The 24,606-nt window shown below is 50.4% G+C and carries 24 protein-coding genes; 7 read left to right on the top strand and 17 right to left on the bottom strand.

Annotated elements, in window-relative coordinates; translation table 11 throughout:
* Window positions 1-18 precede the first annotated feature (18 nt).
* The 4 genes from HVE01_RS00625 (at window position 19) to HVE01_RS00610 (ending at window position 2,870) form a co-directional block, all read left to right on the top strand.
* Window positions 19-588: a sigma-70 family RNA polymerase sigma factor gene (locus HVE01_RS00625; RefSeq protein WP_125750949.1), complete on the top strand. Its 570-nt coding sequence runs from the start codon at window positions 19-21 to the stop codon at window positions 586-588.
* Between the two features lie 12 nt (window positions 589-600).
* Window positions 601-816 (top strand): zf-HC2 domain-containing protein, encoded by a 216-nt coding sequence (locus HVE01_RS00620; RefSeq protein WP_146941816.1) that lies wholly within the window; start codon window positions 601-603, stop codon window positions 814-816.
* Window positions 803-1,486 (top strand): DUF3047 domain-containing protein, encoded by a 684-nt coding sequence (locus HVE01_RS00615; protein ID WP_146941814.1) that lies wholly within the window; start codon window positions 803-805, stop codon window positions 1,484-1,486. The genes HVE01_RS00620 and HVE01_RS00615 overlap by 14 nt, the downstream gene beginning before the upstream one ends.
* A 124-nt stretch (window positions 1,487-1,610) precedes the next feature.
* Complete coding sequence (locus HVE01_RS00610) at window positions 1,611-2,870, top strand: methyl-accepting chemotaxis protein (protein ID WP_125750957.1); 1,260 nt, start codon at window positions 1,611-1,613, stop codon at window positions 2,868-2,870.
* A 72-nt stretch (window positions 2,871-2,942) separates the two neighbouring features.
* Here HVE01_RS00610 and HVE01_RS00605 read toward each other — a convergent pair whose 3' ends face one another.
* The 5 genes from HVE01_RS00605 to dksA all read right to left on the bottom strand — a co-directional run bounded on the left by HVE01_RS00605 (window position 2,943) and on the right by dksA (window position 7,398).
* On the bottom strand, window positions 2,943-3,593 hold the full coding sequence (locus HVE01_RS00605; RefSeq protein ID WP_038477728.1) for a peroxiredoxin: 651 nt from the start codon (window positions 3,591-3,593) through the stop codon (window positions 2,943-2,945).
* A 102-nt stretch (window positions 3,594-3,695) separates the two neighbouring features.
* Window positions 3,696-4,733, bottom strand: a complete 1,038-nt coding sequence (locus HVE01_RS00600; protein ID WP_146941812.1) for a CNNM domain-containing protein — start codon at window positions 4,731-4,733, stop codon at window positions 3,696-3,698.
* 117 nt (window positions 4,734-4,850) lie between these two features.
* Window positions 4,851-5,735, bottom strand: a complete 885-nt coding sequence (folE2, locus tag HVE01_RS00595) for a GTP cyclohydrolase FolE2 (RefSeq protein ID WP_146941810.1) — start codon at window positions 5,733-5,735, stop codon at window positions 4,851-4,853.
* Window positions 5,735-6,913, bottom strand: a complete 1,179-nt coding sequence (locus tag HVE01_RS00590; protein WP_244973749.1) for a CobW family GTP-binding protein — start codon at window positions 6,911-6,913, stop codon at window positions 5,735-5,737. The genes folE2 and HVE01_RS00590 overlap by 1 nt, the downstream gene beginning before the upstream one ends.
* Window positions 6,913-7,398 (bottom strand): RNA polymerase-binding protein DksA, encoded by a 486-nt coding sequence (dksA, locus tag HVE01_RS00585; RefSeq protein WP_186808790.1) that lies wholly within the window; start codon window positions 7,396-7,398, stop codon window positions 6,913-6,915. The genes HVE01_RS00590 and dksA overlap by 1 nt, the downstream gene beginning before the upstream one ends.
* Window positions 7,399-7,502: 104 nt before the next feature.
* On the opposite strand from dksA, the gene HVE01_RS00580 reads away from it, so the two are divergent.
* Together HVE01_RS00580 and HVE01_RS00575 are read left to right on the top strand one after the other, a co-directional pair.
* On the top strand, window positions 7,503-8,162 hold the full coding sequence (locus HVE01_RS00580) for a DUF1826 domain-containing protein (RefSeq protein WP_125750971.1): 660 nt from the start codon (window positions 7,503-7,505) through the stop codon (window positions 8,160-8,162).
* A 76-nt stretch (window positions 8,163-8,238) separates the two neighbouring features.
* On the top strand, window positions 8,239-8,946 hold the full coding sequence (locus tag HVE01_RS00575; protein ID WP_125750974.1) for an inorganic diphosphatase: 708 nt from the start codon (window positions 8,239-8,241) through the stop codon (window positions 8,944-8,946).
* Window positions 8,947-9,134: 188 nt separating this feature from the next.
* On the opposite strand, the gene HVE01_RS00570 is transcribed toward HVE01_RS00575, so the two are convergent.
* From HVE01_RS00570 to doeA, 12 genes are all read right to left on the bottom strand, one after another.
* The gene (locus HVE01_RS00570; RefSeq protein ID WP_146941808.1) at window positions 9,135-9,602 is read right to left on the bottom strand and encodes an S-ribosylhomocysteine lyase; all 468 of its coding nucleotides are present in this window, start codon (window positions 9,600-9,602) and stop codon (window positions 9,135-9,137) included.
* A gap of 53 nt (window positions 9,603-9,655) precedes the next feature.
* Complete coding sequence (locus HVE01_RS00565; protein ID WP_009721375.1) at window positions 9,656-10,003, bottom strand: putative quinol monooxygenase; 348 nt, start codon at window positions 10,001-10,003, stop codon at window positions 9,656-9,658.
* A 61-nt stretch (window positions 10,004-10,064) separates the two neighbouring features.
* Window positions 10,065-10,742, bottom strand: coding sequence for a haloacid dehalogenase type II (locus HVE01_RS00560; RefSeq protein WP_125750980.1), 678 nt, complete (start codon window positions 10,740-10,742; stop codon window positions 10,065-10,067).
* 133 nt (window positions 10,743-10,875) lie between these two features.
* The gene (locus tag HVE01_RS00555) at window positions 10,876-12,309 is read right to left on the bottom strand and encodes an aspartate aminotransferase family protein (protein ID WP_125750983.1); all 1,434 of its coding nucleotides are present in this window, start codon (window positions 12,307-12,309) and stop codon (window positions 10,876-10,878) included.
* Between the two features lie 69 nt (window positions 12,310-12,378).
* The gene (locus HVE01_RS00550) at window positions 12,379-13,875 is read right to left on the bottom strand and encodes an NAD-dependent succinate-semialdehyde dehydrogenase (RefSeq protein WP_125750986.1); all 1,497 of its coding nucleotides are present in this window, start codon (window positions 13,873-13,875) and stop codon (window positions 12,379-12,381) included.
* A gap of 248 nt (window positions 13,876-14,123) precedes the next feature.
* The gene (locus HVE01_RS00545; protein ID WP_146941806.1) at window positions 14,124-16,901 is read right to left on the bottom strand and encodes an aminotransferase class I/II-fold pyridoxal phosphate-dependent enzyme; all 2,778 of its coding nucleotides are present in this window, start codon (window positions 16,899-16,901) and stop codon (window positions 14,124-14,126) included.
* A gap of 63 nt (window positions 16,902-16,964) precedes the next feature.
* A complete protein-coding gene (locus tag HVE01_RS00540; RefSeq protein WP_240645101.1) occupies window positions 16,965-17,948 on the bottom strand; it encodes a C45 family autoproteolytic acyltransferase/hydrolase in 984 nt (327 codons plus the stop codon).
* Between the two features lie 56 nt (window positions 17,949-18,004).
* A complete protein-coding gene (locus tag HVE01_RS00535; protein ID WP_125750992.1) occupies window positions 18,005-19,477 on the bottom strand; it encodes a biotin carboxylase in 1,473 nt (490 codons plus the stop codon).
* Window positions 19,478-19,630: 153 nt separating this feature from the next.
* Window positions 19,631-20,500 (bottom strand): carbon-nitrogen hydrolase family protein, encoded by an 870-nt coding sequence (locus tag HVE01_RS00530; protein ID WP_125750995.1) that lies wholly within the window; start codon window positions 20,498-20,500, stop codon window positions 19,631-19,633.
* Window positions 20,501-20,692: 192 nt separating this feature from the next.
* Complete coding sequence (locus tag HVE01_RS00525; protein ID WP_125750998.1) at window positions 20,693-21,169, bottom strand: Lrp/AsnC family transcriptional regulator; 477 nt, start codon at window positions 21,167-21,169, stop codon at window positions 20,693-20,695.
* An 8-nt stretch (window positions 21,170-21,177) separates the two neighbouring features.
* The gene (gene doeB, locus HVE01_RS00520) at window positions 21,178-22,209 is read right to left on the bottom strand and encodes a N(2)-acetyl-L-2,4-diaminobutanoate deacetylase DoeB (protein ID WP_146941804.1); all 1,032 of its coding nucleotides are present in this window, start codon (window positions 22,207-22,209) and stop codon (window positions 21,178-21,180) included.
* A 27-nt stretch (window positions 22,210-22,236) separates the two neighbouring features.
* Complete coding sequence (gene doeA, locus HVE01_RS00515) at window positions 22,237-23,436, bottom strand: ectoine hydrolase DoeA (protein ID WP_125751004.1); 1,200 nt, start codon at window positions 23,434-23,436, stop codon at window positions 22,237-22,239.
* Between the two features lie 222 nt (window positions 23,437-23,658).
* Between doeA and HVE01_RS00510 the strand changes: the two genes are divergently transcribed.
* A complete protein-coding gene (locus tag HVE01_RS00510) occupies window positions 23,659-24,594 on the top strand; it encodes a 2-hydroxyacid dehydrogenase (protein WP_146941802.1) in 936 nt (311 codons plus the stop codon).
* Window positions 24,595-24,606 lie beyond the last annotated feature (12 nt).

Here is a 24,606-nt window from a genome sequence, read left to right as displayed (position 1 = left end):
AGCTTAGGGAAACTCACATTGCCTATCTCCTCACAGCAAGCTGCCGAGCATTTCAGTCATATACGCCCCCGCCTGCTTGCCTTTGCACGCTTGCAGCTTAGGGAGAGTGCTGCCGCTGAAGATGCCGTTCAGGAAACGTTACTCACCGCGTTTGAAAAAACCAATTCATTTGAAGGACGCTCAGAGTTTGAAACCTGGGTATTCGGCATCTTGAAATTTAAGATACTTGACCATCTACGCCAGCAGAAAAAACAGGGTCGCTGGCAGCCGCTAAATGACCCAATCGACGAGGACACGTTAGACCGGCTATTCAAATCAAATGGGCATTGGCAGCCCAGCGCCCGCCCCCACGACTGGGGAGAACCTGAGCATATTTTAGAGAACCAGCGCTTCTGGCAAGTGTTCGATGCCTGTCTAATAGCACTACCCGACAGTATCGCGCGGGTATTTACCTTACGAGAGCTGATGGGGCTATCGACACAGGATATTTGTAAGGAACTCGACATAACAGAAACTAACTGCTGGGTTATCTTACACCGAGCACGGTTAAGGTTAAGGGCGTGTTTGGATAACGGCTGGATTCAGTAGGAGCCAATAAAGATGCTAATGTGCCGTGAAGCAACGCGTTTGATGTCACTTAAGCAAGATAGAACGCTCACTTTCCGCGAACGTACCGCACTACGCCTACATCTCTCGATGTGTAGCGCCTGCCGCGCCTGTGCCCGCCAATTTGACCTGCTTCACAAAATTGGTGAGTACCACCCCGTTGCACCAAAAAACCCGACAGAAAGCGGTGGTCGCTATGAGCCTCGCTAGCGCTTTCCCCACCAAAGCAACAGCACTAGCGAGCCTATTTTTTAGCTCGTTATTGCTCACAACCGCTAGCGGGCAAGAAATACGCTTTACCCCCAATCAAATCATGACCTGGCCTACCCGTAGCTTCGAAGGCGAAACACACTACTCCATTGTTGAGCAATCAGGCCAGCGAGTGCTTGAAGCCAATGCTCAGGGCCAGGCCTCTGCACGCTACCTGGAACGCGATATTGATTTAAATGCAACGCCCTATCTTCACTGGTGCTGGCAAGTAGACTCAATCTATCCGGGCGTTGATGAAACAACGAAAGCGGGCGATGACTATCCTGCAAGGGTTTACGTAGCTCGCAAAACAGGCATTCTTCCCTGGCAAATCGAATCGGTTAATTACGTATGGGCTTCAACCCAGCCCCAGGGTACGTCATGGCCAAATGCCTTTACTGACCGAGCACAGCTGATGGCGCTGCAAAGTGGCAATAGCGCCGTTGGGGAATGGGTGGCAGAAGTACGCGATGTCCGTGCGGACTACCAAGCTCTTTTTGGCAGCGCTCCTAGCCAAGTCAACGGTATCGCCTTAATGAGCGATGGTGACAATACAGGCGGCAACGCCACCGCGTGGTTTACCCAACTAGGCTTTTCTAGCCTTAGCACTCCCCCGATATGCCCCCAATAGCTAGGCGAGGCTAGCATACTATTTATTTGTACAAAACCATTACAAACAGAGTGCCTTTTATTAAGATCTGATCTACTATCATGCTATTCTCAGATGACAACAGACTAGATTTAAGGGACTACCAATGCTCGCATATTTCGCTTCTGACGCCTTACGTAGCGCCCTAGCCCAACATACTGCTTGTATCTATTTTTCATCGGAAGGCATTATCCAAGAGGCTAGTGAGCCGTTTTTAGCCTCTATGGGTTACTCATTGGCTGACATTAAGGGGCAGCATCACCGTATTTTTTGTTTTCCTGAAGAAACGTCTAACCCGCAATATGATAATTTTTGGAAATCACTTGCAGCAGGTGAAAGCCAGCAGGGGCGTTTTCGGCGCATGAACGCACTTGGCGAAGAGGTATGGCTTGAGGCCACCTATCTACCGATCAAGAACCGTCGTGGCAAGGTTGTACAGATTTTTAAAGTAGCCAATGACGTGACCAAAGAGCACCAAAACGCTGCTAGCGAGCGCTTCATTCTTCAAGCCCTAGATAGCTCAATGGCAGTCATTGAATTCACAACTGACGGCTTCATTCTGGATGCCAACCCTAATTTTGAACAAGTAATGGGGTATCCACTGCACAAGCTTCGTGGCGAACATCATCGACTGTTCTGCAATAATGATTTTTACCGAGAACACCCAGATTTCTGGCAGCGCTTAAGCCAAGGAGAGTATAAGCAGGGTAAGTTCTTACGCCTAAACGCCCAAGGAGGCACCGTTTGGCTGGAAGCTACTTATAATCCTATCTTTGATGACAAGGGTAAGGTGGTAAAGATCGTTAAGTTTGCGACCGATATTACTCAAGCAATGCTGGCAACCGAAGCGGCTAAAGCCACTGTCAGCAACGCCCAAGCGTCATCTAGCCAAACCGAGCGAATTGCTCAAAATGGATTAACCCACTTGCAAACGGTACTTGCTGACTCACAGCATGCCGCCCATACGCTCAACGAAGCACAGCAACTAATCACTGCACTAAACCAACAAGCAGAACAGATTAACAAAATCACTGCATCAATCGCGCAAATTGCCAGCCAAACAAACTTACTTTCATTAAATGCCGCGGTAGAAGCAGCAAGAGCAGGTGAACAGGGCCGTGGATTTGCTGTTGTAGCAAATGAGGTACGCCAATTAGCCAAAGGATCAAGCGCAGCGGTGAGCGAAATCGCTCGGGTTCTAAAAGAAAATAATGCACTTGTTGCCCGCACCACCCAGGCAATGCAGCAAGTGGTCAAACAAGGTGAAAGCAGTCAAACGAGTGTTAAAGAAATAGAGTCAATTGTGAGCGAAATTTTGCAAGGTGCGCAGAATGTTTCTCACTCCATCGAACGACTCTCTCTTTAGCATCTGCATAATAAGAAAACTCGCCATAAGCATGGCGAGTTTTCGGTCTTAAAACGCAGTAGCGTTAACTTATTAGCGCAGTTTCGTTTTACGCAGGTACGGCAGAACAGCGTCAAATTCACCGAATTTCTGCTTGGCATCTTCATCAGACACACTCGGCGGAATAATAACGTCCTGACCAACTGTCCAGTCAGCAGGCGTTGCAACGCCATGTTTTGCCGTGGCTTGCAGTGCATCCAGCGCACGCAGGATTTCTGCGAAATTACGGCCAACCGTCATCGGGTAGGTCATCGATAGTTTCAGCTGCTTATCCGGCCCGATAATGAACACCGAGCGTACCGTTGCACTATCAGCGGGAGTGCGGCCATCTGGCAGATAAGCATCTTCTGGCAGCATATCGAACAGCTTGGAAACCTTTAGGCCTTCATCGGCAATAATGGGAAAGCCTACCGTATTGCCACAAACTTTCTCGATATCGCTTGCCCAGCGTTTGTGGTCTTCAACGCCATCCACAGAAACGCCAATGACTTTGGTGCCGCGCTTTTCCCATTCGGGGCTCAGCGTTGCCACTGCGCCGAATTCAGTGGTGCAGACCGGCGTAAAATCTTTGGGGTGAGAAAAGAGGATCGCCCAGCTATCGCCGATCCAGTCGTGAAAGTGAATCGGGCCTTGGCTGGTTTCTGCTTCGAAATCAGGCACTACCGCATTGATACGTAATGACATCGTTCCTCCTTATTAGGGTCAAGTGACCTTAATACCTTATATGACTTTCAACGCCTTCACTATAGAACGTTTCGCGCTATAGCATTGCAACATCGGCTGTGATCAATCCTGCGATGTGATGTCTTTCTCTTCCCGCTTGATGCGCTTTACCCAGCGCTGTTTCGCATAGTGGCGCAAGTTAGCCACGCTGTCAGTTTCATCGACAATATCTTGACCTAATATCGTCTCAATAATGTCTTCCAGAGTGATAAGCCCCACAAAGGTGCCGTGTTCATCATAGACCACCCGCATATGCAAATGATCCTTCAACATTGATGTAAACACCTGCTCGACATTATTTGACACGTCGACACTACCAATGGGGTGCATCAGCTCACGCATGGTTTTAGCATCATCGGCGTGATACATGTCGGCCTTATGCACATAACCAAATGCCTGCTCACCGTTGTCCATCACAGGAAAACGCGTGAATGGCATTTTGCCATACTGCTCGTCAAACTCCTTAACCGTCATGTTAGGCAATACCGTTTCACAGACAGTACGGGGCGTCATCGCTTTATTAACCACTATTTCATGCAAATTCAGCATGTTAATAATGGTGCGCGACTCATCCGCATCCAATACTTGCTCTTCTAACCCTACCCGCGCCAACACTTTTATTTCATCGCGCAAGTCCACATCATGCTCTGACTTTCCTAAGCGGCGCGTAATCTGTTCGGACATCCAGATAAACGGCAGCAACCCAATGATCATTGGGTTCAGTAACCGCGGCAACACCGGTGAGAGACCTCGCCAATAGGTAGCGCCAATCGTTTTGGGTATGATTTCAGAAAGAATTAAAATCAGCATGGTCATGACGGCAGACACGATGGCAATAGAGGCTTCGCCAAACACGACCGCGGCCTGCGCCCCCACCGCCGTCGCACCAACCGTATGCGCGATGGTGTTAAGGGTTAAAATCGCCGCCAACGGCCGATCGATATTGGTTTTTAGCTTCGTCAGCGCGGCATGAAGCTTGGGGTTATCTTCTTTTTGCTTGGCGATATAGCTTGGCGTAATAGACAGCAACGCTGCTTCAAGGATGGAGCACAGAAAAGAGAACGCGATTGAAAAGGTAGCAATCGTGATGAGAAGGAACATGGGAGCTCATAGTGATGGATGATGAGAGGTATATAAGGCCACGCATGCTTGGTGTCAATGCATAAACACATGTTTATTCTCTTACAGCCAGCAAACAACATTTCTCATGAACATTTCTCACCACTGCCATTCGCTTCTTGCCACTGCATCGTGGGCATGCAAACTTTCTGCGTGCACTACTTTTAGTTGGAACCCTGAAATATCAGCCATCTTTCTAAGCGCTCCGTCCAGACGTTTGGCGGCATCTTCGCAGAACATCAGATTTTGGCCATTGGCGAGCGCAAACGCTTGCTCATCAATACGTTTAACAGCTGTCTGTAACGCTGTCCCCAGGGCGTTCTCAATACGTTCAATAAGATCGGTAAGCGGAATGACGTCGTCTCCTACCAACCGTATTGAGCAGTGGGCAACACTGCGCTGACTATGAGGAGTAGCAAGCACCCCTTCCTCGCTACCCAACCATGCCAGTACGGTCTGCTTGGTTAAGGGAATCTCTTCAAAATCTTCGCTAAACGCTTGCTGAATTAGCTGTCTCGCTAATGCCGCTGAGCAGGGGCATGTTGAGGAGTAACCAACGGATACATCTAGCTCTACCTTGAAACCTGACGGTGTGAGCTGGCTGCGCAGCGTAAACGGATAGCTTTGCCACCCTGACAAAGGGCTGATAAGCGCGTCGCGTTTGAGTAATGCGTCTCCACTAAACGATAGATAAGCGTTTTCTGATAATGCTTGGTGACTCTCTAGAAAGGCCGCAAGAACACGATGAATTAACGTAGTGGTTAGCGGTTGATGCTCTAATGCATCTAATGCGGTATACAGCCGAGACATATGGATACCACGAGCATCGGCTGCTTCAAGGCTAACGCCCGCTGATACATTGGCGTTCACTTGGCACCCTGCCAGTTTTACTGGCAAGGCAATGCCCTCCATACCAACCCAGGAAAGCGTACCCGGTAAACGCGCAGGTTGCCGGGCAATATCGGGTAAAGTAAAAGCCGTCATTAAATCGCCTCGTTAGTTGGTGAGTTAGCTGGTGAGTTAGTTGATAAGTTGGTTGGTGAGTTAGCTGTTGGATCAGTTGATAAGGTCGTCGCAGTGCTAGTGGGTGTGAAAAAACGGTAAAGCTGAGCCACAGTGGCGGGCGCGACATTTTGAGTAATGAAGACAAACCGAGAAACACGGTCGTTAACACACTGCATCGGCAGAGGCGTTGGCGGGTGGAAAATGTGCTGGACGCCGTGCAGCGCGAGTGGCTCATCACGATCGGTAAGGTGCACAATCGCTTTGATACGTAGCATCTTCTCACCCATCAGCGACATCAATAGATCCAGCCAATTTTCTAAAGCATCTGGAGTAATTAGCGCCTCAACGCAAAAACAAAACGCATTGATATTCTCGCCATGACGAGTCAGCGTTGGCTGGCTAGAAGGCGGTACAGCATCAGCGCTACTGCCGCCCTGCTGCTTCTCCTCGTGCTTAACGTCTTCAACATGGATAACGCTATAACGTGCTGATTTAAGCCACTGCTCTACCTGGTATCGTTGAGAATCCCGACGAAAAAGCCCTGCACCTACCAATAGCTCGGGCGAAAGATTACCGTTCACCACCTGCCACTGCTCTGCGGCGGGGTTGATGGACGCGAGCTGGTTAGCCAGTGGTGTTAGACGAACTTCGTCGACTAAGTCAGTTTTGGTGATAAGTAATCGGTCAGCTATCGCTATCTGGCGCTGTGACTCGCGATGCGCCTGCAACGTTGCCTCGCCGTTCGCGGCATCAACACAGCACACTACGCTATCTAATTGAAAACGATGGGCAAGCCAGTGATCGGTCATTAGCAGCTGTAAAATAGGGGCGGGATCAGCCAGTCCTGTGGTTTCAATAACAACACGGGAAGGTGCTGGCTTTCCCTCTGCCAACAGCGAGTCGATAGCCTGCTTTAACGTGCGGCTTAAGTCTCCCCTCAATGTGCAGCACAAACAGCCGCTGCTCATCTCCACCACCGCTTGCTCATCACTCTGGGTAATCAGCTGATGATCAAGTCCAATATCACCAAACTCATTAATTACGATCAGCGTGTTTTGCATTGACGCTTGGCGTACCCAGCGATTGAGCAACGTTGTCTTACCGCTCCCTAAAAAGCCGGTCAGTACGTTAACCGGCGTCAGTGTTGAGAACTGCATCACTCCCCCCGAGCCTTACGGAAATGGTGCTCTTTACGCTCCTGACGCTCTTTCGCTTCAATGCTTAGCTTCGCCGTTGGCCTAAAAAGTAGTCGTTGAAGACCAATTGGCTCACCGGTTTCCTCGCAAAAACCGTAGTCCCCACTTTCAATACGTTTAAGAGCCGCATCAATATTAGTGATCAACCTGCTTTCGCGATCAGCTTGGCGAAGCGCCAACCGCAGTTCCTCCTCAAAAGAAGCTTGGTCAGCCTCGTCACTATCTCGCTCATGGGAGGCGATAGCCATTTTCACTTCGTTTAAATGTGCTTCAAGCTCGGCTCGCTCGTTTAAAAGCCGTTGGCGAAAAAATGCAAGCTGCGCGGCATTCATATACTCGTCTTCTGATGAAGCCAGCAGCAAAGCCTCCTCAGCTTTTTTTACATCTGGGAATTCAGCACCACTGTCTGTTCTGGCAGTTACTAACTGAGTGATATCGGGTTGCAATGTATGGCCTCCTATTGATAAAAACGTTATAACATAACAAATATAGCTCCGCGACCTAACCTTTCTCAATGCGATGCACTGCTACAGCGTAATAGGAGACCTAAATGCCAACCCCACCCTTTCATCAAGCAGCATCTTGGGTGTTACCGCAACACGCCGCACTGGATACCGACATCAGCGTACTGCCACGTATATTTGAAGAGCAGATTAACATCGCTATTCTGCAGCGCTCTCTGCCCGCCGATGTAGCGCTTAGCGCAAACGCACAGAGCCAGACATCGCGAGATTGGCAGTATGCATGGCTTGGCAGCCCGACAGATGACTTCAAAAATGACTTACGGCGCAAGCTCCCAGAGCCCTCAGCGGGAGAGGCGCTGGTTAACGATGTCGCAACCGTTGCTGAAGCCATCGCGTTCCTGTTTGATACCGATACCGTGGGCATTCGCCTACGCTTATTAACAGCAGCGATGTGCCCACGTTTTCACTGCGACAACTTGCCGGTACGTTTAGTGACCACCTACGTCGGCCCAGGTAGTGAATGGTTACCTGAAAATGCGATTAATCGCGCGGGGCTAGGTGCGCCAACGCCTGATCGCCCAGACATTATCAACGACCCAGCCGCCATTCAGCGTTTGCAGCCCGGTGATATCGCGTTACTAAAAGGCAGCGGTTGGGAAGGCTGCGAAAAGCATGGCTTAGTGCACCGCAGTCCCTCTTTGGAGGCAGGTCAAAAGCGGCTACTGCTAACGATAGACCCCGCTTGATCATCAATTCCCTGTCACTAATTCGTCACTCCCCCCTGATAAAGTTGACTGAATTAAATTGCTTACGGGAATGGTCATGCATAACAAACTACTGCTTGCAGGTGTGATAAGCATCTCGATGTTAACGTCTACGGCGCATGCTGAGTCATTAGGCAATCTAGCCTTTTCTGAAACAACGCCCTATACCTCAGCCATGACCCTAAAAGATGATTTCACCATTGTCGGTGATGTCGATTTAATGGCGATGGATGCCATTAATAGCAATGGTTATGCCAACGCCATTATCGAAATACCCACAGGCACATCTGCCAAATGGGAAGTTAGCAAAGAAGACCCGAACGCGGTTTATTGGGAATATAAAGACGGCGAGCCGCGCGTTGTAAATTACCTGGGTTATCCCGGCAATTATGGCGCTATCCCTGGTACTGCCCTGCCTAAAGAACTAGGCGGTGACGGCGACCCACTCGATGTCATCGTCTTAGGCCAAGCGTTACCGCGTGGTGAAGTCGTAGATGTACGTGTTATTGGCGTTTTAAAAATGTTAGATGACGGTGAGCAAGACGACAAACTGGTGGCGGTACTTACCCAGGATTCTCCGTTTGCCCATATTGAAAGCATGCAGCAACTCGATAGTGAGTTTCCTGGTGTTAGCCAGATTGTTGATATCTGGTTCGCGAATTACAAAGGCCTTGATGGTGGTATGGAAGGTCTTGGGTTTGAAGACGCCGAGTCTGCATTAGCCGTACTAGAAGCAGCTGCCGAGAATTTTTCGGCCACGCAATAATCTGATTGAATCAAACCGTCGTATTTTAAACTGCTTGAACATCACTGCTCGATTGATAGCGCAGTGATGTTCTATGTCTTTCCCATGCTTAACGTTATCAAGCGTTTTCCATTGTGGTTACTGGCCCAACACTAAAACGCCCCCAGTAAGGAGGCGTATTGCTGATATTGCGCTCTTTCATTTACCGTTTAAGCAAATACGTCGGTCCACTCACTGCGCTTAGCCAACAAGCCTTTAGCTAGCGCTTGGGCACCTTCCAGGCTATGGCTGGCAGCCCAGCCGCACTGCATTTCATTACAGGCAGGTACTTCCGTGGCCGTCAGTACATCGTTGAGCGTTTGCTCGATAATGCTTAGCACGCCGTTATAATCGTCGTGGTTAATCATCGCGATATAAAAACCGGTTTGGCAACCCATCGGGCTGATATCAACCACCTTATCGGTGTGGTTACGCGACATTTCAGCCATCAGATGCTCAAGGGAGTGCAGTGCAGGCATCTCCATGTGCTCTTTGTTGGGCTGACAAATACGCAGATCATACTTGTGAATACGGTCGCCATTTTGGCCTTCTTTAATATCGGCCAAACGCACGTAAGGTGCTTTAACCTTGGTATGATCCAGGTTAAAGCTTTCGACGTTCATTTTCTTTTCGGTCATGTTGGCTCCGCCATCTAGGTACAACGCTTACTCATGCTACACCGTTACCGCTTTTACACCTTGGGAGCGTCGAAGTTCCACGGTTCGTCGGTATAAACACACACATTGGCGTCTTCAATATCGCCGTCGGGAGACTCAACGTGCTTAGCAAAAAAGTCTTGTATCTCTTTGCGCTGACAATGAGCTTCAAACTCTTCTCGGCTGGCCCAAATTTCATGAAACACAATCGGGTAGCTGGTGCCCTGGGCAAACGGATTGTCGATTTGCCGAGTCACAGTGTAGTGAATACACGCATCTTCGCGATGGGTGTTCGGCTCTAAAGACTGCAGTGCTTTAAATACCGCTTCTTCTTTGCCAGCTTTGGGCTTAAAGCTGGCGATACAGTATATTTTTTCCGACATGCTGACTTCCTAACCGGTTAAAAGGCCATCATTATGCGGCTTGTCGATGTGGGTTAACAACCTAACGACTCATCCGTTCAGCCAACACTTCCAAATCAGGCACTGTCATATCCGGCTCGCCTCCCCAGGGGTCGAAGGGCGCATCAGAGTGGCGGCGCACCCAGGCACTATGTAAACCTGCATGCGTTGCTCCAATCACATCAAAAGGATTGCTGGAAATCAGCCAGGTATGCTCTGGGCGTGCTTCTAAGCGTGTTCGTAAGTAAGCGTATACCGCAGGATCAGGTTTAAAGCGCTTAACGTCATCAACACTTACCACCGTATCCATGTGGTTTTCCACACCTGCGCGGGCCAGTAGCTTAGTGACGGCTTCTTGAGTGCCGTTAGAAAATGCCACGCAGCGAATTCCGGCATCGCGAAGTTGATCTAGGGCAGGCAGCACATCTGGGAATGCAGGCAACTCCGCATAAACCGCCATTAAGTGGTCATGGTCGTTATCAGAAAGACCGCTTTGCATCGCACGATCAGTGAACACTAATGCCTCCCGGATACACTCCGAAAACGGCACGTAGGCCCCCATCAAACCATGGCGAAAGCTGTATTCAAGCTGTTTTTCCCGCCAGCGCTTAGCAAAATCCCCAGCTTTGGCGGCATCACTTAGGCGGTGTTCTAGCTCAACCGTTACCCCTTGGGTATCAATGAGCGTTCCGTATACATCAAAAGCAAGTACCGTTTGCATGATAACTCCTAGCCTGATGGACCGGATAAGGGTGGGAGATAATTGATCTCCTGCATTTAGCATAGCCGCCCTGCTCAAAAACAAAAACGCCGCTGCGATATAGGCAGCGGCGTTTGGACAGCTTTAAGCGCTATTAAATCGTAAAGGCCGCTTCTTGCTCACCAGTTTTAAGATCACCGGAACGTACAAGCTCATCAGTCACGCGATCAATGGCACGCTTGGCGCGACCAATCATTTCGTCAACTTCACCACGGTTAATAGTCAGTGGCGGCGCAAAGCCCAGAATATCACCTTGTGGCATCGCACGAGCGATCAGGTTTTCTTCCATTGCCGCTGCGGCAACACGCGGGCCAACTTTCAACGCCGGGTCGAAATGCAGGCGCTGTTTGGCGTCTGGTGAGAACTCTAGAGCGGCCATTAGACCAACGCCGCGCACGTCGCCAAGTAACGGGTGGCCCTCAAAAGTGGCCTTCAGCTGCTGCTGGAAGTAGCCGCCAGTTTCAGCAGCGTTACCAACTAGATTTTCGCGCTCGATAATATCCAAGTTGGCAAGGCCAGCGGCACAGCCTAGTGCATGACCTGAATAGGTCCAGCCATGGCCGATGGGACCAAACTCACCTGTCCCCTGCTCAAGCACTTTCCATACTTTGTCGCCAACAATCACGCCAGAAAGCGGCTGGTAAGCACTGGTAAGCCCTTTCGCGATGGTAACCAAATCAGGCTTCATGTTGTAATGGTGGCTACCGAAGTCTGAGCCGGTACGGCCAAAGCCACACACGACCTCGTCAGCTATCAATAACACGTCATACTTGTTCAGCACTGCTTGAATCGCATCCCAATAGCCTTCTGGCGGCGGTACGATACCACCGGTACCCAGCACTGGCTCACCGATAAATGCTGCGACGGTGTCAGGGCCTTCTTCCAGAATCATTGCCTCTAGTTTCTCGGCACAGTAGGCAGAAAACTCAAGCTCTGTCATACCGTGCTGCTCTGCCGCGCGCAGATAGTAGTGCGGTGCTTCAGTGTGGCGAATGGTTTCGATTGGCAGGTCAAAATGGTCGTGGAATGCTTTAAGACCGGTTAGCGAACCAGAGGCGATACCAGAACCGTGGTAACCACGCATACGCGAGATCACTTTTTTCTTCTGCGGACGCCCCAGCACGTTGTTGTAGTAACGCACAATTTTGAGCTGTGTTTCATTCGCATCAGAGCCTGACATGCCGTAATACACCTTGGACATGTTCATGCCTGCGATTTTCAGTACACGCTCAGAAAGTTCAATCTGCGGCTCGTTCGAGTGGCCTACATAAGTGTGGTAATAAGAAAGTTCTAGCGCTTGCTTATAAATTGCTTCAGCTACTTCGGTGCGGCCATAACCGATATTGACGCAGTAAAGGCCCGCAAAGCCGTCGATAAACTCACGGCCATCTTTATCTACGATATTAATACCTTTACCACCCGTGATAACGCGACCGGGCAAATCGCCGTGTGCAAAGTCGCGCAGGTGGGTAGAAGCGTGAAAAGTGACTTTACGGTCGCGTTCGATCAGATCCTGATGCAAGCTCATAACGTTCTCTCTATACAGTCCCTCCCCACCGTGTGGGGAGGATGCTTAAATTAATAAAGCCGATTGATATCAACTTCCTGACACTGAACCTAATGCCCCAAGGCAGTAGTACTTCGTTTCTAAATACTCATCGATACCGGTAGCGCCGCCTTCACGTCCAAGGCCGGACTGTTTGACGCCACCAAAAGGTACCGGTGGACCTGTCATTTTCACCGAGTTGACGCTAACCATACCGTACTCCAACGCCCGCATTAGCTTCCAGATGCGGCGAATATCATGGGTGTAGATATAAGCCGCTAAGCCGTATTCGGTGTCATTGGCCATTTCAATAACTTCGTCATCGGTACTATAAGCGGTAATGCCGGCCACCGGGGCAAAGTTCTCTTCACGCCAGACTTTCATTTGTGCGGTTACGTTGGTCAACAGCACTGGCATAAAGAAGTTATCGCCCGGTGCTTGGCTCTGGTCACCAGCAATCATCGTGGCACCTTTGGAAATCGCATCATCAACAATCGACGCTGCTTTTTCGACCGCCTGGCGATGAATCAGCGGGCCCAAGTCAACTTCCCCATGCAAACCGTTACCCACGGTAAGTGCCGCCATGCGCTCGGTAAATTGCTCAACAAACGCATCATGGATAGATTCGTGAACCAAGATGCGGTTAGCGGCTAGGCAATCTTGCCCGGCCGTTTGAAACTTGGCCGAGACTGCAGCATAAGCTGCCTCTTTGGGATCCATATCCGGACCAACGATAAACGGCGCGTTGCCACCTAATTCCAGCGATAGCCGTTTAACCGTATTTGCGCTTTGCTCAATCAACAAGCGGCCAACACGGGTGGAGCCAGTGAAAGAGAGCGCGCGGATACGCGGCTCGCTGCACAAAATGTTAGAAACTTCTGCAGGATCCCCCAGTACGACGTTAAAAATACCTTCTGGAATACCTGCGCGCTCGGCAAGCTCCGCCAGTGCCAGCGCAGAAAACGGCGTTTCATTGGCAGGCTTGATGATCACCGGACATCCAGCGGCCAACGCCGCTGCGGCCTTGCGGGTAATCATAGCCAGCGGAAAGTTCCACGGCGTAATCATCGCCGCAATGCCTACCGGCTCTTTAATGGTGCCCAGCGATGCATTGGGAATATGGCTGGGAATGGTTTCACCGTAGGTGCGTTTGCCCTCTTCAGCGAACCAACGCACGAAACTGGCACCGTACTCTACTTCGCCACGGGCATCCGGCAGCGGCTTGCCCTGCTCCAGCGTCATGATGGTGGCTAGGTCTTCACGATTGGCTTGAATCAAATCGTACCATGCCAACAAACGCTCGCAGCGCTCGTCGGCGCGTAGAGCACGCCACTGCACAAAAGCAGTTTCAGCAGCATCTACGGCAGCGGTAATTTGCTCAGCTTCCAGCAAGGGGATGTGGCCAATGGCTTCATTGGTCGCTGGGTCAAACACCGTTTCTTCTCGGCCGCCATCACCGTGGGTCCATTTACCGTTTACGTAGGCGTACTGCCGGAACAGACGCGGATCTTCCAAGCGCTTAGTGAGCGTGGTCGATAATGTGGTCATGGGCACCTCCCCAGGTTGCAGCCAGTTACGGTGAAGCCAATCTCAGGCGACAAACCGTTGCACAGAAAAATGTTGCTAAAAAATCGCTCTACAGCCCAACGTCTCGATGGGCTGTTTCAGTGTGTCTAGCGTAAGGGAGATACCGCACGAAGTGTTTTTGAAAGCGCCGGATAATTCCGGCGCTTTTTTTGTGAAAGCTTGCTTTATAGTGATTTTTTTTGGCAGCGCCTCTATTTAATCTGCTGCATTTAACCTGCTGCGGGGTTAATCAAAGCCTCCTCAGTAAACACCACTAGCCCTAACTCCGGCCGATAGCCATGGATCTCAGTGACATCCAATGCTTGCAGAAAGGCTAAAATTTCTTCGCTGATGACCTGCCCTGGCACTAATACCGGAAATCCTGGCGGATAAGGGATGACAAAACTTGCCGATACAACATCGCGTCCAGCACGCATTTGCGACTGCAACTTGCCATTATCGAAGCGTAAGTACTCAGTATTCTCTTCGTCGTAACTCAGAAAGTAAGCACAACGAATATCACCCTGGGGCGTATCGGGATTCGGCCGGAAGGCGTCGTGAAAACGACTGAAGTCAGGTAGTGGCGGCAAATCATGATTCAGAGAATGCACCTGATTTTCGATGATTTTTCGCTCAGGGCGGCTACTGTCTTCCAAGCGATATTCGAACTCTTTAGCCAACTTGATCAGCACATCCAGCAAGTAGGCAATAGAGCCCCGTGTTGTGCCGATATTGGTCATAAACAGGACGGTGTTGCGGGAAGTCTTGTTGATCTGAATCCCGTACTTATTCATCAGGTATTCATTTTTAAAGGTATCGCCATCAACGCCCGTATTACCAATGGCAATCGTGACCCGGGTAGGGTCAACCACAAACTCGTCTCGTGCCCAGGCTTCCTCCATTTTATTCCACCCCGTCACCGGGTCGTAATAGGACTCTACCCCCGACTCACGGTAGGCTTCGGGCACCATATCGCTATTTTTTAATACACGGAAATATTTCTGCAGTAATGGGTGGGTGTAGAGCTGCTCGCGCAGCGAAAGCGCCGTCTCAACCTGGGCATGTACCAGTTCGAAACCTTCCATTTCTGCCTGCATTCTTCCCACATCCAGCGATGCCACAATCTGATAATTGGGCGAGGTAGAAGTGTGGGTCATATAGGCTTCGTGGAAAGAAGCCTCCACTTTCTGGCGAAAATCTTGATCCCACACGTGAATCATTGAGCCTTGGCGTAACGAGGTCAGTGTTTTGTGGGTTGAATGGGTGGCATAGGCGCGAATGCGTACCTCGTCTGGATCGGGCATCAGTCGCTGGTCCAGCCATGTAGCGTCATCTTCCGGATCAAGCTTATCAAACTCGGCTTTCCAAGCCGCATACTCCTCCCGATAGCTATCACTGCGGTAACGATCTCGCAACGTGCGTGCCGCATTCATAGCGGTGCGTGGCCGATACGTCGGGTTAAAACCAGCGAAGGCAAACCATGCTTCATCCCAAAGAAAAACCAGATCTGGTTTAATCGCTAAACACTCTTCCATCACCCGGCGCACGTTATAGACGATGCCATCGAAGGTGCAATTGGTCAGCAACAACATCTTAACTTTATGCAACTGCCCGGAACGCTTGTAGGACAGCAGCGTTTTCTTGATTTCATGCAGCGGCACCGCGCCATACATGGAATAATCGTCAAGCGGATAGGAGTCTAAATAACTGACATGTGCACCGGCTAACACCATGCCGTAATGATGCGACTTGTGACAGTCACGATCAATCAACACAATGTCTCGCGGCTTAATCAGCGCCTGCACCACAATCTTATTGGCAGTGGACGTACCATTAGTCACAAAGAAGCTACGACGAGCTCCAAAGGCGCGGGCTGCGTACTCTTGTGCCTTTTTGATTGGCCCAAACGGTTGCAACAGCGAGTCTAATCCCCCCGATGTTGCGGATGTTTCTGCCAGAAAAATATTAATGCCGTAGAAGTCGATCATGTGCCCTGCCCAGTGAGATCGAGTCACTGACTTGCCCCTGGAAATGGGCATGGCATGAAACACCCCAGTGGGTTTTCTACTGTATTCACGCAGAGCATCAAAGAACGGTGTGCGATAGCGATTATCAATGGCGCGTAGAATCGTATGATGCTGTTCTATGTAATCCGTTTCACGGTAGAAAATACGATTAAAGTGCTTAATATCGCGACTTGCCGTGGCTTCAACATCACCGCTCGTCACCAGGAATTGATCAATTTCTGGGCGCAACTCATGAATCATCGAACTCAGTAGGATACTGCGATCAGCTTCGCTATGGTGCTCCAGCTCATTTTCTGAGAGACCTTCCAGATAATTACGCAAAGCACTGAGGTTATACTTTGACTTATATGGGAATTCATAGCGAATCAGACAGGCTTGTATATTTGGATTAACCAGTATGGCAATCAACGCATCTTCAAAGCTTTTTACCGTTACAACATCGTAAACAAAGCGATCTTCAGGACGGCGCATATTGTGAAATGCTTCACGCACCACGTCTTCTTCTTGGTTAGAAAGATTGTCTACGATCAGCAGTTCAAAGTAAGGTTGCGCCGAACTATTGGAAGCCGGGTGCCCGCGGCGAAGTTGATTAAGGGCGTCCAGTGCTTCCATGTCTTCAGCGCCCGCATCCGTCTCAGAGAGATCCACATGCCGTCGACGATAAGACTCACTGATCAATGCCCTCACCAAACGCTTAACGACTTTATCCAACAGCGCATATTCAGCGCGATTAAATAGCGTCCAAAGATGGCGAAAATCCTCTTTAGATGGAAATGCGTGGTAGTCCTCAATAATCTCTAAGCGCGTTAGCTTGATGTCGATAGCTTTAATCAAGTTTTTGGCGCGATCTTCTTCTTTAAGGCGCGTCAGAATACCTAAATCACGTTTAAGTTCATTCCAGGTATCAGCACGAAGTTGGGAGATTTTGTGATAAAAACCCAGGGCGGTGTAGGAAGTTTCGGTTGAATTATTCTCTTGCATAACGACACCCATCCTTTTTAGGTATTTATCTGGCAACGACACTTGCCTCAGCAACAGTACTCATCAGCCATACAGTCCGCGGGAGCCATAACGCACGGTAATCTGCTCCTCTGGAAACTCATCAAAGTTCAAATTTAATACCCTGCCGGGCCAACGGAACTGGGTAAGTTTTTCCTTGGTGCGATATACCGCGGTATACACTGTCCCCAGGCCACGCCGATAGTCATGGCGAAACAAAGGGGGAGCGGAGAAAGCCGAAATTAGCCGCTCTGCAGTGGTAGCGTCATCGTCCACCAGAATTGAGAGCTGACGCTCACGAATCAAGGTTTCAGAGGCCAGCGCATGGGCATACCATTCGATTTTCTTTTGATGATTGGTAGCCACTGGCACTCGCCGAATGCTGGCACGGCTATCCGGCGCAATCATCGCCGTAACATAACGCCCTGAGGCGTCTGCCACGGTGATATTGTAGGCCATATGGGTAGGCACTCGGGCAAGTACCGCGGCGGCTTCGGGCACGGTATCGCAGAATTCGAGGATGTAACGAAGAATAATCGGTGCACCAAAGCCATCCCCCACCACCTTGCGCCCACCGAAGGCTAGCGAAACAGCAAGCCCGGAATCGTTCATTCCGTCCAGCACGCCCCAAAGGCAATCAGACATGGCAATAACACGACGCTGATTCCAGCGGGTGTAGAGAATAGTGCCCTCACATAGCTCCGGCGGATAATCATAGTTGCGTGCCAGCAACGTTGACGTCGGCCTTGTTAATACCGCCTGCGAGCAACCAGTAATATACGGCGGCGGACGATACAAACTCAGTAGCCGTGACGAGAGATCCCCGCCACCGGCGACTTCACACAACGTCCGATAAGTCACTAGCAGCTCAGGCATGTGCTTGCGTAAGGCGTTATGACACTCCAGATAAGAGGGACGCTCACGCTCACCTTCAGCCAGGTACCAGGGCTCATAGGCAGGCCAGTGATAATGGAACAACGATTGCCATTTTGGCCCCGCCACCTCTTCATGCACGGTGCGAAACGTCAAGGCTTTGTCCAGCTCCACACCAGGCGCCCGGCCTGCAGCAAAGTTGCTGTCCATGATTAAAGAATTTTGAAGTTGCCACCGCCGATAGCGTGGCTGACGGCAACTTCCTCCACCACTGGATCTTGCAAGGCTTGTCCGGTGTACTGGCGACGAATGCCATCTATCCAAGCCTTGGCACGCTCATTAAGCTGGAAGTCATCATCCATTAACCGCCCTCGGGTGATCAAAATACCCAGGTCGGCTCCTTCATAACGGAAGTCTCCTGCACCACTAATGCGCAGAAAAAAGGCTTCATGCTCGCTCTCTGCCGCGTGGGGGTGATAGCTGTAATGATCATAAGCAATCTCGCCTTGAGCATTCATACGCCATACACCGGTAGTAGGCGCCTCCGTTAATAGGTCAACGCTTTCATCGGTATGCTTGATAACCAGCTGGCTCCAGCTGTCGACACTTTCAGGATGCGCCCAGCGCTCATTGATATCATTGATGTCCAGATCAAAATCGGCATCCGAAAACTCAAGCAGGTGAAACAGAAACAGTGGAATATCAGAATGCGCAAAAGCCGCCACGTTCGTCAGTGAGCTTGCGCCTGTCACACGGGGGTTAAGCTCACCCAGATACACTTCATTGGTATCCATATCAATCAGGAAATCGAGCTCAAAATAGCCTCGATAGCCCTCTTCACGCAGTGCTTCACCAAACTTAAAGGTGTACTCACGCGCTAAATCACGCACTTCCTGACTAAAGGCGCCAGCGAACATTTCGTTGCCACACCAACCGCCCTTATAAGGAGTCAATGATTTGAAGCCTACCAGCTCTGTCATCAACGGGCCGACAACCGTACCGCAACGCGTGGCACAAGCTTCTATCGCTGAGCCGCGACAGTTGATGCGCTTCATGATCTTGACTTCGGGTTCGGCCTCGATCTCTTCGGCATGTTTGTAATAGTCTTCTTCACTGGCAATAAAGAAGGTGGTGTGACCAGAATCGCCAAACGCGGTCTGCACCACTAAATCGTTACCAAGCGACTCGCTGACCTTTAGAAGCTCCTGATAACTGCCTACTCTGGCCAACACGTTGGGCACGCTGGGCACACCCGCTTTATTACCAATACGTACCGTCTCAATTTTATTATCCATCCGCTTGCGCAGTTCAGCAGGGGGGAAGGCAACCCGCAGGCCCAGCTGCTCACAAACGTCTTCGGTGTGTTCATCGAACATTAAAAATGATGCCACCCCAGCGCTTTCACCATTGGCGCGTGATTGAATGAAATCAATAACTTCTTTGTGCTCAAGCAGATAGTTATTAATATCCTCAATGCTCTCGAAGTCGCGGGGAAACTTCTGCTTAGGCACAAAGACATTACGCTGTTTGCCTTCAAAGCAGTCAATATAGTTAATATGGCGGAAGCTACCTACCCAATCACCGATACCCAGAAGATTGAAGTTCGTCGCAGAAATAAAGTAAACCGGCTCTTTATTGTTTAAAAAATATCTACGGACATCTGCAATGGACGTTATTTTATTCATTGTTTTCGCTCCTTGTATGACACGTACTGAAGGCCGTGTTGAACTAGTGCTGCCTAGGAGTTTCGCTAAATATCGCGATAATCGCCTAAATTAATCATCCAACTGGCGCGAAATCCATTCTTCTCGTGATGATTGGGTAAGCCAAATAGACTCCTAAAAAATGTCTTGGTCAGTACGTACAGGTTTAGCAAGTGGTCCTAAGGTGTCAAGGAAAGGAGAGGATCCGTTTTCGCTACGGTACAGCGAAAAATCGACTTCACGGTCACGGAAACTTTTCAGTGGCTGCCCCAAACCGCGCAACCCTGTTTCGCGCTCGCGGCGGACACGGTTGAGGTCAATTTCGATGGGGATGACTTCTTCACCAATACCCGCTTGATGGATCACATCGCCAGAGGGGCCAACAACGATAGAACGGCCATTCCCCAACGCGCCAGCGCCATTGATATCGAAGAAGTAACACTGGTTGATCGCCGCATTAGTGCGGGCAATTGACAGCTCAATATCTCGGTCAATGGTATCGGTCATCGTGGGGTGAAGAATGACTTCGGCCCCCATTGAAGCCAGGGTACGAGTCGTCTCGGGAAACCACATGTCATAACAGATAGAAACGCCAAAGCGACCTATGGTTGGCACATCGAAGACCACGAATTCACTGCCACTTTCTACGCCAGCTTCGTAAGGCCGGAACGGAAACATCTTACGATAACGCGTTACAACTTGGCCCAGAGGGTTAATCACTACCAAGGTATTGTAAGTATGCTCGCCGACTTGCTCGAACATTGATCCCGGAATTAACCAAATGCGGTGTTGCGCCGCCAATTGGCAAAAAAATGCTTCGGTATCGCTGGGCAACGCCTGGGCGTGGAGCGGTGAGGCTCCCATTGGCATTAATTCGCTGAACAGCACCATTTGAACCTGAGGAAAACGATTCATTAGCGCATCGATCCGATGGCGCATAGCCTCGGTATTGTCGCCATGGTGCAGGGCATGCATTTGAACACCGGCAATGGTGAAATATGACATTAGTTTCTCTCTGCGTTAGGCGATCTGACTGTTTCTGCTTAGCCAATTCATTGATGGATGGCTTTCACTAAGCGAATGGTGAGTGGCATTAAATTTCATGTTAAGCCAACGAAACGCTGAAATAGCGTTGATCATGCACTGGGAAAAGATTGTTAAATTCGATTTATGCAGATCGATTTACACAAACCAGCATTACAAGAAGTCATTTGATCCAATGCTTGGTTCGGTCCGCTTGACCGACTTGGTCACGATATAGGTAAAGTAACGCTCTATTCCTACGTCCGAGACCAACCAACTATCGATCAAGCGTTGATAACTGTCGATGGAAAATACTTCAAACTTCACCAAATAATCCACACCGCCACCTACCGCCACGCACTCTGTGGCGTCTGGCGTTTGCATGACTAATGCTTCAAAGCGAGAAAAGCTTTCGGCATTGTGCTGTTTAAGCTCAATCTGCACCCATACGGCGTTGCGCGGCACTAATACATCAGCATTAATGCGCGCGCTATATCCTTCGATAACGCCCGCATTTTCCAGACGTTTAACTCGCTCCCAGCAGGGACTCACCGAGAGGTTGATGGCTTCTGCCAGCTTCGACTTAGTGATTCGTCCATCCCGAGAGAGAATATCGAGAATTTTTAAATCATAACGGTCCAATTTCATCATGCGAGTTGTCACGCCTCCAGGCGTTCAACAACATCGGCAATCACCGCCAGGGTGTCCCCCATATTGATTAACGATGGCGCACGACGAGCCATTAAGATGCCGTCACGTTCCGCTTTGTAAGCCACAGGAGCGGTACCGCTGCGGGTCATATCGTAAACATAGGCAATGGTTTGGCCTTTTTTCACTTCATCACCTAACGCCACTAACAGCTCTAACACCCCAGAATGCTGGCTTTGCACGTAGCAGCTGGCATCAGGCATATCGAGATACATTTGCCCACCTTCGGGCATTTCCACTGTGCCTTGCACCAAACCGTAATGGATCAAAAAATTGCGTACACCACGCTCAGCAATCGCAATGCTTTGCGGCGTGGACGTGCCACCGCCGCCAAGTTCAGTGGCCACAAATACTTTGCCCTGGCGCTCACAGGCCGTATCGAACAGCTTTTCTGCATCTAGCTCAAACATCACCATCGCGTAGGGAGCACCGAACGCCTTAGCGCCTTCCAACGCTGCCTGCTGTTGAGACTTATCGTCTAAAACATGAGAAGCACCGAACGGCAAAATATCCAGCGTACGGCCACCAGAGTGCAAGTCGAGCACTACATCGCTAAGAGGAACCAGCACGCGAGTAAAGTAATCAGCGATTTGCGACGTTACGGTGCCGTTTGGGTCCCCTGGAAAACTACGATTCAAGTTGCCTTTATCCATCGGCGAGGTGCGCTTTCCGGCCATGACTGCAGGCGTGTTCATACACGGTACAATAATGACTCGCCCAATTACCTCTTCCGCTTTCAACGTGGAAGAGAGCTTCAACAGCGACGTTATGCCTTCGTATTCATCACCATGATTTCCGCCCGTTAATAGCGCAGTGGGGCCTTCGCCATTTTTAACCACGGTAATAGGTATCATTACCGCGCCCCAGGCAGACTCATCGGTGGAAATCGGCAGCTTTAAAAAGCCGTGCTGTACGCCATCGGCGTCGAAATCAACGGTGGCGGAAATAGGACTAGGCCGCAGTTGGTTCGGTTGAAGCGTCATTTTATATCCCTTGTATTGTATAGACAGCTACTTAACAAACAGCTGGCGCGGAAAATTAGCCAGGGTTTCACAACCATCTTCAGTAATCAGAATGCTTTCGGTAATTTCCAGCCCCCAGTCTTCTACCCATAGACCAGGCATGAAGTGAAACGTCATCCCGGGCTGAAGAATAGTTTCGTCTGAGGGGCGTAAGCTCATCGTGCGTTCGCCCCAATCCGGCGGGTACGAGATGCCAATCGGATAACCACAGCGAGCGCCACCACGGTCAAAACCGTACTTATCCATCGCCGCACCCAGTGCCATGGCAATATCCGCCGTACGATTGCCCGGCTTAGCCACAGCCAAGCCACCCTCAATGCCTTCCAGCAAAGCGGATTCAGCACGAATAAAGTCGGTTGGCGGCGTACCTAAAAATACGGTGCGCGACATCGGCGCGTGGTAACGCTTGAAGACACCAGCAATTTCAAAAAACGTGCCTTCACCTTTGCGAAATGGCGTGTCGTCCCAGGTAAGGTGCGGCGCAGCAGCGTCTTTACCGGTTGGCAACATCGGCACAATAGCGGGGTAATCGCCGCCAAATACCTTACCATTCTCGTCGACAAATCCCTCGATGCCGACGCGGTAAATTTCCGACACCAGCTTACTCTTTGGCAGCCCGGGCTCAATAACCTCCAAAATACGCGTGTGCATCCCCTCAACAATTTTTGCTGCCACACGCATATAAGCGATTTCTTGCGGCGACTTAATCGCCCGGCACCAATTCACGAGTGCGTTGGCATCCATAAAGCGCGCATGGGGAAGCTCACGCAAAAGGCTTTGGTAGGCTTTAGCAGAGAAGTAGTAGTTATCCATCTCCATGCCCACCACACCGGTATGCCAGCCGCGGTCAGGCATGATCGATTGGGCAAGATACTCCATTGGATGCATATCCGGATTTTGAACATAGTAATCCGGATAGTAGGTAATATTATCGGGGTCTATCCAGCAGGTGCGCAGCGCGCCGTTGGCATCCATACGGCGGCCAAACCATACAGGTTCGCCTTCAAGGCCCACCAATACGCATTGATGAACATAAAATGACCAGCCGTCGTAGCCGGTCAACCACGCCATGTTGGAAGGATCACTGACGATCAGAACGTCAATACCACGGCCCGCCATCTCTGCGCGCACTTTCCAAAGCCGATTAGCGTACTCTTCACGTGTGAAGGGCAGGGAAACCTCAGTCATCGGGCAACTCGCCATCAAAGATCACTAAGAACCAGCGCTATCTATTGTAAGTTAGCTGCGCTGGGCCACAGGATCGACCTGGCCACCCCCGCAGTAGGCCTGCCAATGTCGTCTTAGGGCGATACTAGCACCGACCCTTGGTTGCTGGTCAAAGCCTTTATGACAAAAATTGTGGTAAGCCGTGGTAGCGTAACCATAGTTAACATGCAGTCAGGAGGAAAAATGAAACTAGTCATCCATATTGATGATTCAGCCCAGTGGCAAGCCGCACTTGAGAAAGCGTTTCCCCAAGCCACTGTATTGACAAGTAACGCACCTGAAGATGAGCGCAAAAACGCCGACTACCTTGCCGTTTGGAAAGCCCCAGAGCATTTACTGCAGGAACAAAGCCAACTCAAAGGCATTATTAATCTGGGAGCGGGTGTTGATTACTTACTGAAAACACCCGGCCTTCCAAGCGATGTTCCTATCGTGAAATTACGTGATGCTGGCATGGGCGAACTCATGGCAGATTACGTGCTATATGGCGTACTGCACTTCTACCGCAGCATGGACCGCTACGCCACTCAACAGCAGAGCGCTACTTGGCAGCCCCAAGCCGTGCCTGACAAAACACAGTGGCCAGTTGGCATATTAGGCCTTGGCGCAATCGGCAGTTACGTAGCCACTCACTTGTCGCAAGCAGGATTTCCGGTACTTGGCTGGAGCCGCTCAGCTAAACAGATTAGCGGCGTACGCTGCCTGCATGGTGACGAGGGTCTTGATGAGCTACTGGGCCAAGCGCAGAGCTTAGTCACCATTTTGCCAGATACTCCTGCTACTGAAGGTATTCTTAACGCCGAGCAGCTAGCGAAACTGCCCGAAGGCGCCAGTGTTATTAATCCCGGTCGCGGCAGCCTAATTGATGAGCAGGCGTTGCTCGATGCGCTCGGTGAAGCCAATAAGCCAGGACATCTGCGTGGTGCCCTGCTAGACGTTTTCTGTGAAGAGCCTTTGCCTACCAACCACCCCCTTTGGCAACATCCAAACGTCGTAGTAACGCCCCATATGGCAGCGCCTACACCACTCAATGACGCCATTGATCAAGTTATTGCGTATATTAAGGCATTTGAAGCGGGTGAAACGTTAGCAACAATTAGCCCAGCATCAGGCTACTGACGCTTAGCCATA

Source organism: Vreelandella venusta, from assembly GCF_007989605.1.
Lineage (GTDB): Bacteria > Pseudomonadota > Gammaproteobacteria > Pseudomonadales > Halomonadaceae > Vreelandella > Vreelandella venusta.
Note: the sequence above shows the minus strand (reverse complement) of the source record. Positions and strands in the feature narration are given on the sequence as shown.